This is a genomic window from Candidatus Brocadia sapporoensis, from assembly GCF_001753675.2.
GTDB lineage: Bacteria > Planctomycetota > Brocadiia > Brocadiales > Brocadiaceae > Brocadia > Brocadia sapporoensis.
In genome coordinates, this window is record NZ_MJUW02000104.1 from 1 (window position 1) to 4,298 (window position 4,298).

6 protein-coding genes and 1 riboswitch are annotated in these 4,298 nt (G+C 47.0%); of the genes, 1 reads left to right on the forward strand and 5 read right to left on the reverse strand.

Going from position 1 to position 4,298, the window contains the following annotated elements:
- The first annotated feature begins 573 nt into the window (after positions 1–573).
- Positions 574–828: a hypothetical protein gene (locus BIY37_RS13200; protein ID WP_143299245.1), complete on the forward strand. Its 255-nt coding sequence runs from the start codon at positions 574–576 to the stop codon at positions 826–828.
- On the opposite strand, the gene BIY37_RS14070 is transcribed toward BIY37_RS13200, so the two are convergent.
- The 5 genes from BIY37_RS14070 to udp all read right to left on the reverse strand — a co-directional run bounded on the left by BIY37_RS14070 (position 819) and on the right by udp (position 4,139).
- The gene (locus tag BIY37_RS14070; RefSeq protein WP_261340848.1) at positions 819–953 is read right to left on the reverse strand and encodes a hypothetical protein; all 135 of its coding nucleotides are present in this window, start codon (positions 951–953) and stop codon (positions 819–821) included. The genes BIY37_RS13200 and BIY37_RS14070 overlap by 10 nt on opposite strands.
- A gap of 63 nt (positions 954–1,016) precedes the next feature.
- A complete protein-coding gene (locus BIY37_RS10045) occupies positions 1,017–2,171 on the reverse strand; it encodes a hypothetical protein (protein WP_070067714.1) in 1,155 nt (384 codons plus the stop codon).
- A 430-nt stretch (positions 2,172–2,601) separates the two neighbouring features.
- On the reverse strand, positions 2,602–2,739 hold the full coding sequence (locus BIY37_RS13520) for a hypothetical protein (RefSeq protein ID WP_179129364.1): 138 nt from the start codon (positions 2,737–2,739) through the stop codon (positions 2,602–2,604).
- Positions 2,733–2,858, reverse strand: a complete 126-nt coding sequence (locus BIY37_RS14075; protein ID WP_261340849.1) for a hypothetical protein — start codon at positions 2,856–2,858, stop codon at positions 2,733–2,735. The genes BIY37_RS13520 and BIY37_RS14075 overlap by 7 nt, the downstream gene beginning before the upstream one ends.
- 53 nt (positions 2,859–2,911) lie before the next feature.
- A riboswitch (cyclic di-GMP riboswitch) is annotated at positions 2,912–3,024 on the reverse strand.
- A 347-nt stretch (positions 3,025–3,371) separates the two neighbouring features.
- Positions 3,372–4,139, reverse strand: coding sequence for a uridine phosphorylase (udp, locus tag BIY37_RS10055; RefSeq protein ID WP_070067716.1), 768 nt, complete (start codon positions 4,137–4,139; stop codon positions 3,372–3,374).
- Positions 4,140–4,298 lie beyond the last annotated feature (159 nt).

Here is a 4,298-nt window from a genome sequence, read left to right on the forward strand (position 1 = left end):
TGGGCGATTCATGCCTAAAAATAACCTTTTTTCAGCTCGAATTGCGAAAGTCGGGTTAATTCAGAAGATTCACCAATGGTGAACCCTTTAACTATGGGGCAATCCATACAGTACTTCCATCGGGCATAATATCTTTGTTAGTACAGAAGATTTTCAAAGAACGAAAGCGATACCGGCCATGAAATTCCAAAGAGAGTTCATCCTTACACCATATCGTTATGTAAGTATTTTAATAACCCCGCAAGGGCGACAGATCTCTTTATCTTCACGATATTTCATCCCTGGGCGGTTGAGTATGTGAAGCGATTTTTCTAATCAGGGTCATCGCTGCATGACTTTTCTGTCTGTCTGTTTTCCTATTGTCTCTTGGCCGTTCTGAGATAATATTCTTTGCCATTGTCCGTTTCGCTGAATAGTCATACGCCCGTTCATCCCTCACTCAAGTGAGGATTTCAGTTGCCGTCAGTTGTCCTGGATGCACAGATATAACCCAAAACTTCCTTAGTGTCTTGCCAAAAAAAAAGGGTTCAGGCTGTAAACCTGAACCCTTGAAGAATACCCCAACATCCCTGTATGATGGACGCATCTGTCTTTGTCCATCCTTCTATGCCGGTTCACTATCCTCAGGCGAAAAGCGGGAGAGAAGCCGCCCGCGCTATATCACTCATGCCAAACCCGTATTGCAACACCGGTCGCACGGTTGAACACTCACGACGAAGACCCTCATGGTCTGCCGTCATGCCACATCGGTCTCCTGCGGCGGCGTTTGTAACCCTGTCGGGGTTGCAAACCCCAACAGGGTTGATTTGGAATTATGGCTATACATGATTTCCACCAGTAACACCGGAAATAACTGTATGCGCAGGTCCCAGCATCTCGAATATCTCTTCGTCAGTATATGTCAACATCTTTGGGGCTTCGTACTCCGGTAATTTTTTTTTCTTCCATTTCACATCCTCCTTTTAAAAAAATGGGTTAATGAAAACTGTCCAACAAGTCTTGGTATTATACGGTTTTTACCGCCCTTTTGCTTTGCGGGCCGCAAGGTCTTTTGCGCGGATCCTAACCTTCTCCGGGCCGTGCATTGTGGATTCTGCATAAAAATCAACATCCTCCAGCTTATAATAGAAAGTGCCGCGGCCAGGCGTGTCTTCGAAGCTGTAGGTAGCGCCTGTTGTGGCATTGCCGGGCGCCGGGATTAGTCCGTTGTTGATCTTCTTGTACGTGCCATCCGGGAATTTCGACCGATAGATGTTGAAACCAGCGTTATCCACCTCGGTAGCCGTCTCCCAATGCAGAGATACCTTACCTCCGCCAGCGGACACTGCCGTGAACGATGCCAGCTCAACCGCTGTGCCTCCACCACCCTCACAATCCGGTGTTGTAAACTCTTTGCACTCACCGATACTATTCCTGGCCATCTTGTTATATGTATTCTGCGCCCATAAAGCATAGCGATACGTCGTTCCCGTGCCTAAATCGTATGCAGGTAGGCATACGGAGTAGTCCACAGGGCTAAGCGTGCTTGTGCCAGGAATCACATCGATTTCTGTAATGTCCGTAGTACAGCAAGTAGTCCCAACATTATATCCAAAAAAAACCATTGTCGGTAACCCGCCGTATACCGTGACCGTACCGCATAGGGTCGCATTAATCACCCCATCATCGCATTCAAATGTTGCTGTACCCGTGGTCGCCTTCGGTGGGGTTGGGGTTGGAGCAACGTTAGGCACTGAAGCGTTTATGACACCGTGTAGTTCCGGGTTTCCTGCCAGTACGCTAAAACTCTTTTCGTCTCCATAACTTGTACCAAACCTATTCTGCGATACGATTTTAAAATGCTTCAGACCAGAGGTTAACTCTTCTACCCCAATGGCGACCGGTTGCGTACCATTGCTATTTATAGAAACTATTTCAGAAACGCCCGTATAATCTCCGCTTTTGTTGCCATAAAAAAACATCACATACCCTTCTGGCTTATTTTGGATGTTAATATCTACATTTCCATTTAACGTGGCTGAGCTAGCTCCAATGTGTGTAGCGCCACTCGTTTCCACTTTCGGTACATTATCGGTGGCATACACGTTTTTTGACGCCGCCATGCACGACAACAGCCCGGCAATGACCAGGGCGTTTCGCCATAAAATGGCCGTTAATCTTCCTTTTTTCATACCCCTTCTCCTTTCTACAAATTTTGGTAACAATTTAGTTTTTTTAAAACCCTCTAATTATGAATAATGTTGTCTTGTAGGGGCAGGTTTGAAACCTGCACTTACTGCTTAAAATTTGTGTAACCATTAATTTCTTTAAAAATACTTGCACGAACGGTATTTATGTCATTTTACGGTAGTGGTCAGCTCTGTCCGGTTAGAGCTTCGCGTGTCGTGCTTCCTCTTTCTCGAGACGTCATTCCCGTATGTTTTTAACGGGAATCCATGAAGTTTAAGCCTCGCTGGTTACCCGACAAAAACGTTCAGATATGACAAAGACTGTACAAGCAAACTTCTGACACGATATCACTGGATAGTGCAGGTTTCAAACCTGCCCCTACATTGCAGGGAATACCTTGCCATTACCATAAAATATTCAAAAAACCCCTTGTTACGCCGCCATTTGACTTGCACCCCCAGCGGAAAACGCATGCATCCTGTCAGGGGCAATTTCATTCACTAACCTTCCGCCTCGTTTTGTCAAAATCAGAGCCATCAAATCCCGCCATTTTTCTGTCTTTGTTAACATGTCCCTCCTTCTGTGTCATTTTTTACCGACAATCCCTCATTCCCTGAAGTATGCCGATATGATGCTGCCCCTTCCTTGTCTCCTTTTAGCGCCTCGCCAAAACTTTTACCGATCTTCATGGGTGAAAATTTAAAACAAAAAAAGCCTCACCGCCAACATCTTGTTGAACAACGTCGGCAGCAAGGCTATCTTTCTATACAGATGGAGAGACGTGTGACCATACATCTCTACACAAGACCCTTTGCTTTGCGCCCCCTGATCACTCAGGGTTTGCCTTTATCGTTTTATTCCGGAACACACGAGTTACATAAAAAATAGTGTTTATTTATAGCATAACGATTAAAGAGGTGTCAAGCATAAAATATAATTTATTTTTTTGCCGGAAATTGAGGGGCTCTAAAACATGAAATCCGGCACATAGTTATACCCTTGATTTTTGAATGGATTACAACTCTGGCAACGGTTGCATTGCCATGCCGTCGTCAGGCTGCAGCGGATAAACCATCGTCGCTGCGATGCAACCATGTGCGGGGCCGATGTTCGGCGGATCCTTCGGCAAGCTCAGGATGTGTGCCGTGAGTGGTGAGCGTGCCGAACCATTACGGCGAAGTTCTTTGCGGCCCGCCGCCAAGCTACACCAGGCACTCTGTGGCGGCTATTGCGACCCGGATCGCATGTTCCTCCCCTGCCTTAAGCGACTCTTTTGTTATCTTTCCTGTGCCTCCCCTGTTCACTACACCTGTGATGCACCCTCCCCGGAGACCCATGGTGGCGGTGAGGGTCAGGACGGTCGATGATTCCATTTCATAGTTCAGCACATGGAGCTTTTGCCATTCTTTCGTAGCCCCCTGAAACTTTCTCAGTACATATTTTGTAAACGAATCGTATCGTTCCTCACCCGGATAAAAGGTATCAGAAGAGGCCGTTATTCCCACGTGATACCGAGTCTTTGTCTTCTTTGCCCCTTCGACGAGGGCATTGAGGACCTCGTGATGGGCAACCGCGGGATATTCAATCGGCGCATAATGGGTTGACGCCCCGTCAAGCCGCACGGAGCCGGAAGTGATTATGACATCGCCGATATCAACGCGCTCCTGAATAGCGCCGGTCGTCCCCACGCGGATGAACGTGCCGATTCCCAGTTGTGCCAGTTCGTCAATGGCAATCGATGCAGAGGGCCCCCCAATTCCGGTAGAAGTAACGAGGAGAGGGATCCCGCCGATCTCAGCCAGATAGGTGCAGAATTCCCGTTTCCAGGCCAATTTTTTATTCCCCGTTCCATAAATCCCTGAAATGGTTTCCGCAATAATTTGAGACCTGAAAGGGTCGCCGGGCAGCAATGCGATTTTTGCGCCCCGTATCTTTTCGCTATTAAGGTCTAGATGATATACCGTATCCATTGTTCAATCCGGACGAATCAAAAAAATCTGTGCGGGATAAACTGCCCGCACCACGTAATGTATTTCCTGTTAATTGGAGAGAAAGGGTAACTATTCAGCGTACATTCGCTCACAAACCCTATGAGTGAACAAAATATTGATTCTGTAATCCCGAAGGGA

Excerpts from the sequence above, each read along its gene's own strand:
- BIY37_RS13200 (WP_143299245.1), top strand. The coding sequence starts at position 574 with ATGATGGACGCATCTGTCTTTGTCCATCCTTCTATGCCGGTTCACTAT.
- BIY37_RS10045 (WP_070067714.1), bottom strand. The coding sequence starts at position 2,171 with ATGAAAAAAGGAAGATTAACGGCCATTTTATGGCGAAACGCCCTGGTC.
- BIY37_RS13520 (WP_179129364.1), bottom strand. The coding sequence starts at position 2,739 with ATGTTAACAAAGACAGAAAAATGGCGGGATTTGATGGCTCTGATTTTG.
- BIY37_RS14075 (WP_261340849.1), bottom strand. The coding sequence starts at position 2,858 with ATGAAGATCGGTAAAAGTTTTGGCGAGGCGCTAAAAGGAGACAAGGAA.
- udp (WP_070067716.1), bottom strand. The coding sequence starts at position 4,139 with ATGGATACGGTATATCATCTAGACCTTAATAGCGAAAAGATACGGGGC.